Genomic DNA, 5531 nt, shown 5'->3' on the forward strand with positions numbered 1-5531 from the left:
AAAAAACTTAAAGTTTTGATTTGGAAAGTTGAGAAAGTATGCGTTATCTTTGCACCCGCTTTACAACGGTAGGGCGATAGAGAAAACATGATGAAAGAGGGTGGTTTTGCCACGATTTTTGCATGGTGTTTTTTCATTTTGAAATTTTTAAAGTTTTTTTTCGAGAGCATTTGGAGTTGTGAAAATAATTTATTTATCTTTGCAGCCGCTTTTGATGGGGATAGCGATTCTTTGAAGCACTAGTATCTATGAGGCTTTCGAAAGAAGGATTTAAATCTTAAAAAAAAGTTTTAAAAATGATTTGCAAAATTAAATAAAAAGTATTTATCTTTGCAGCCGCTTCTCGAGCGAGGGAAGTTAGAAAGAGTTTTGGGAGTGTGGTTGATGATTTGATGGAAATCACGACTTGAAAAAAACTTCAAAAATATTTCAGATTTTATTTGGAATTTGCTTTGAGTTTTATTTATCTTTGCACTCGCTTTTCCGCCTGATTTTTCGGGCAAATAACTAAGGAAAAAACAGAACGATACGTTCTTTGAAAATATTGAAAACAAGAAGTTAGGTAAATACAAGAATAATAACCTTGTCAATTAAAAATTACCATTAAACTTTGATAATCTGAATGAGACAGAATTATAAAAACTTTTATACAACGAAGAGTTTGATCCTGGCTCAGGATGAACGCTAGCGACAGGCCTAACACATGCAAGTCGAGGGGTAACGGAAGTAGCTTGCTACTAGACGACGACCGGCGCACGGGTGAGTAACGCGTATGCAACCTGCCTTGTACAGGGGGATAGCCCGGAGAAATCCGGATTAATACCGCATAATATGATTGATTCGCATGAATTAATTATTAAACCTACGGGGGTACAAGATGGGCATGCGTAACATTAGCTAGTTGGTAAGGTAACGGCTTACCAAGGCAATGATGTTTAGGGGGTCTGAGAGGATAGTCCCCCACACTGGTACTGAGACACGGACCAGACTCCTACGGGAGGCAGCAGTGAGGAATATTGGTCAATGGGCGCAAGCCTGAACCAGCCATGTCGCGTGCAGGATGACGGCCCTATGGGTTGTAAACTGCTTTTTTACGGGAATAATGTCATCTACGTGTAGGTGTTTGAAGGTACCGTATGAATAAGGATCGGCTAACTCCGTGCCAGCAGCCGCGGTAATACGGAGGATTCGAGCGTTATCCGGATTTATTGGGTTTAAAGGGTCCGTAGGCGGGCTTGTAAGTCAGTGGTGAAATCCCGGAGCTCAACTCCGGAACTGCCATTGATACTGCAGGTCTTGAATTTAGTTGAGGTGGGCGGAATACGTTATGTAGCGGTGAAATGCATAGATATAACGTAGAACACCGATTGCGAAGGCAGCTCACTAAGCTAATATTGACGCTGATGGACGAAAGCGTGGGGAGCGAACAGGATTAGATACCCTGGTAGTCCACGCCGTAAACGATGATTACTCGTTGTGCGCGATACACAGTGCGCGACTGAGCGAAAGCATTAAGTAATCCACCTGGGGAGTACGTTGGCAACAATGAAACTCAAAGGAATTGACGGGGGCCCGCACAAGCGGAGGAACATGTGGTTTAATTCGATGATACGCGAGGAACCTTACCTGGGCTTAAATGCAGTTTGACCGATCTGGAAACGGATCTTCTCTTCGGAGCAAATTACAAGGTGCTGCATGGTTGTCGTCAGCTCGTGCCGTGAGGTGTCGGGTTAAGTCCCATAACGAGCGCAACCCCTATCGTTAGTTGCTAGCAGGTAATGCTGAGGACTCTAGCGAGACTGCCACCGTAAGGTGAGAGGAAGGTGGGGATGACGTCAAATCAGCACGGCCCTTACGTCCAGGGCTACACACGTGTTACAATGGCTAGTACAAAGGGCAGCTACCTGGTGACAGGATGCTAATCTCAAAAGCTAGTCTCAGTTCGGATCGGAGTCTGCAACTCGACTCCGTGAAGTTGGATTCGCTAGTAATCGTATATCAGCAATGATACGGTGAATACGTTCCCGGGCCTTGTACACACCGCCCGTCAAGCCATGGAAGCCGAGGGGACCTGAAGTTCGTAACCGCAAGGAGCGACCTAGGGTAAAATTGGTAACTGGGGCTAAGTCGTAACAAGGTAGCCGTACCGGAAGGTGTGGCTGGAACACCTCCTTTCTAGAGATTTAGAATATCGACAAAAGGTTTTTGGTAATATGACAGAGTTTTATTCTGTTTTGCCTGACTTACACTTGTTTTCATTTAATATACCATAACCCATAGCGTTAGGGTGATTAAACCGCTAGCATATGGATTAAGAAATTTAGTCCTGTAGCTCAGTTGGTTAGAGCACTACACTGATAATGTAGGGGTCCGCAGTTCAAATCTGCGCAGGACTACAATAATGCTTATGGGGGATTAGCTCAGCTGGCTAGAGCGCTTGCCTTGCACGCAAGAGGTCATCGGTTCGACTCCGATATTCTCCACATAATACGATGGTGTATTAAAGTTCTTTGACATGTTGAAAGTAGTAAAGTAGAAGTAACCAAAGTAAAGAAACAACGATTGATTTCGTGATGAAAGTTAATTTTCATTGGCACAAAAAGAAGTAATTAAGGGCGTATGGCGGATGCCTAGGCTCTCAGAGGCGATGAAGGACGTGATAAGCTGCGATAAGCTACGGTGAGGTGCAAATAACCTTTGATCCGTAGATTTCCGAATGGGGCAACCCACTCAGCAATGAGTATCCGAAAGGAGGCAAACCCGGAGAACTGAAACATCTAAGTAACCGGAGGAGAAGAAAACAAAAGTGATTCCCCTAGTAGTGGCGATCGAACGGGGATTAGCCCAAACCATTATTGTTTCGGCAATGGTGGGGTTGTAGGACTATAATATGATGATCGGCGTGAAGTGGAAGTGTTTGGAAAGACACACCATAGAGAGTGATAGTCTCGTACACGTAAGCAAAGTGAATCTAGTAGTATCCTGAGTAGCGCGGAACACGAGGAATTCTGTGTGAATCTGCCAGGACCATCTGGTAAGGCTAAATACTCCTGAGAGACCGATAGTGAACAAGTACCGTGAGGGAAAGGTGAAAAGCACCTCGAACAGAGGAGTGAAAGAGTACCTGAAACCGTACGCCTACAAGCGGTAGGAGCCCTTAGGGGTGACTGCGTGCCTTTTGCATAATGAGCCTACGAGTTACTCCTCACTAGCGAGATTAAGCACTTCAGGTGCGTAGTCGAAGCGAAAGCGAGTCTGAATAGGGCGTAAAGTTAGTGGGGGTAGACGCGAAACTTGGTGATCTACCCATGGTCAGGCTGAAGCTCTGTTAAACCAGAGTGGAGGGCCCAACCGTCACACGTTGAAAAGTGTTCGGATGAACTGTGGGTAGGGGTGAAAGGCCAATCAAACTGAGAAATAGCTCGTACTCCCCGAAATGCATTTAGGTGCAGCGTCAGAGTCGAGAGTTATAGAGGTAGAGCTACTGATTGGATGCGAGGGCTTCGCCGCCTATCAAATCCAGACAAACTCCGAATGCTATAACTTATATCTGGCAGTGAGCCTGTGGGTGCTAAGGTCCACAGACGAGAGGGAAAGAACCCAGACCATCAGCTAAGGTCCCCAAGTGTATGTTAAGTTGAACAAACGAGGTGAGATTGCTTAGACAGCTAGGATGTTGGCTTGGAAGCAGCCATTCATTTAAAGAGTGCGTAACAGCTCACTAGTCGAGCGATCTTGCGTGGATGATAATCGGGCATAAATATACCACCGAAGCTATGGATTTAGAATTTATTCTAACTGGTAGGGGAGCATTCTAACGGCGCAGAAGCAGTATGGTAATGTATTGTGGAGCTTTTAGAAAAGCAAATGTAGGCATAAGTAACGATAATGCGGGCGAGAAACCCGCACGCCAATAGACTAAGGTTTCCTGATCAACGCTAATCGGATCAGGGTAAGTCGGGACCTAAGGGGTAGCCGAAGGGCGAACTCGATGGACAACCGGTTAATATTCCGGTACTTTCTATTACTGCGATGGGGTGACGAAGAGATGATAATGCCGCGAACTGACGGAATAGTTCGTTGAAGGACGTACGTGATGAGACGAGTAGGTAAATCCGCTTGTTGAGCTGAAATCTGATAGTACAGCAATGCTACGGCAGCGCTGATAGTGCATGTAATTTTACTTCCAAGAAAAACCTCTAAGCTTCAGGTAATAGAAACCCGTACCACAAACGGACACACGTAGTCAAGTAGAGAATACTAAGGCGCTCGAGTGATTCATGGCTAAGGAACTCGGCAAAATGGTCCTGTAACTTCGGGAGAAAGGACGCCTCCTTCGGGAGGCCGCAGTGAAATGGCCCAGGCGACTGTTTACCAAAAACACATGGCTTTGCAAAATCGAAAGATGAAGTATAAGGCCTGACACCTGCCCGGTGCTGGAAGGTTAAGTGGAGGGCTTAGCGTAAGCGAAGGTCTGAAATGAAGCCCCAGTAAACGGCGGCCGTAACTATAACGGTCCTAAGGTAGCGAAATTCCTTGTCGGGTAAGTTCCGACCTGCACGAATGGTGTAACGATCTGGGCACTGTCTCAGCCATGAGCTCGGTGAAATTGTAGTATCGGTGAAGATGCCGATTACCCGCAACGGGACGGAAAGACCCCGTGAACCTTTACTGCAGCTTCACATTGATTTTGGGTAAGTGATGTGTAGGATAGGACGGAGACTATGAAGCGGTATCGCCAGGTATCGTGGAGTCATCCTTGAAATACGTCCCTTTGCTTATCTGAAGTCTAACGTCTAACGACGGACAGTGTGTGGTGGGTAGTTTGACTGGGGTGGTCGCCTCCAAAAGAGTAACGGAGGCTTCTAAAGGTACCCTCAAGACGTTTGGTAATCGTCTGAAGAGTGCAATGGCACAAGGGTGCTTGACTGTGAGACATACAGGTCGAGCAGGTACGAAAGTAGAGCATAGTGATCCGGTGGTTCCGTATGGAAGGGCCATCGCTCAAAGGATAAAAGGTACTCCGGGGATAACAGGCTGATCGCTCCCAAGAGCTCATATCGACGGAGCGGTTTGGCACCTCGATGTCGGCTCGTCACATCCTGGGGCTGGAGAAGGTCCCAAGGGTTGGGCTGTTCGCCCATTAAAGTGGCACGCGAGCTGGGTTCAGAACGTCGTGAGACAGTTCGGTCCCTATCTGTTGTGGGCGTTGGAAATTTGCGAGGATCTGACTCTAGTACGAGAGGACCGGGTTGGACTAACCTCTAGTGTATCTGTTGTGGCGCCAGCTGCATAGCAGAGTAGCTACGTTGGGCAGGGATAAGTGCTGAAAGCATCTAAGCACGAAGCCTACCTCAAGATGAGATTTCCTTTAAGGGTCGTTAGAGACGATAACGTTGATAGGTTGCAGATGTAAAGGTGGTAACATCAAAGTCGAGCAATACTAATTACCCGAAAGCTTCTGAGTGGCGAGGTCAATCGCTGAATCTTACTAATGAAGGTTCTTTTATTTTACTTTTTCGATATGTCTA

Annotated in this window: 2 tRNA genes and 2 rRNA genes; all 4 read left to right on the forward strand. The window is 46.4% G+C overall.

The window, feature by feature from the left end:
* Positions 1-649 precede the first annotated feature (649 nt).
* The 4 genes from DF185_RS22770 to DF185_RS22785 all read left to right on the forward strand — a co-directional run bounded on the left by DF185_RS22770 (position 650) and on the right by DF185_RS22785 (position 5467).
* Positions 650-2175, forward strand: a 16S ribosomal RNA gene (locus DF185_RS22770).
* Positions 2176-2322: 147 nt separating this feature from the next.
* A tRNA-Ile gene (locus tag DF185_RS22775) sits at positions 2323-2396 on the forward strand.
* A gap of 13 nt (positions 2397-2409) precedes the next feature.
* Positions 2410-2483, forward strand: a tRNA-Ala gene (locus DF185_RS22780).
* 116 nt (positions 2484-2599) lie between these two features.
* Positions 2600-5467, forward strand: a 23S ribosomal RNA gene (locus tag DF185_RS22785).
* The 16S and 23S rRNA genes sit together here with 2 tRNA genes alongside, the layout of an rRNA operon.
* The last annotated feature ends 64 nt before the right edge of the window (positions 5468-5531 follow it).

The sequence above is a fragment of the Marinifilum breve genome (assembly GCF_003202155.1).
Lineage (GTDB): Bacteria > Bacteroidota > Bacteroidia > Bacteroidales > Marinifilaceae > Marinifilum > Marinifilum breve.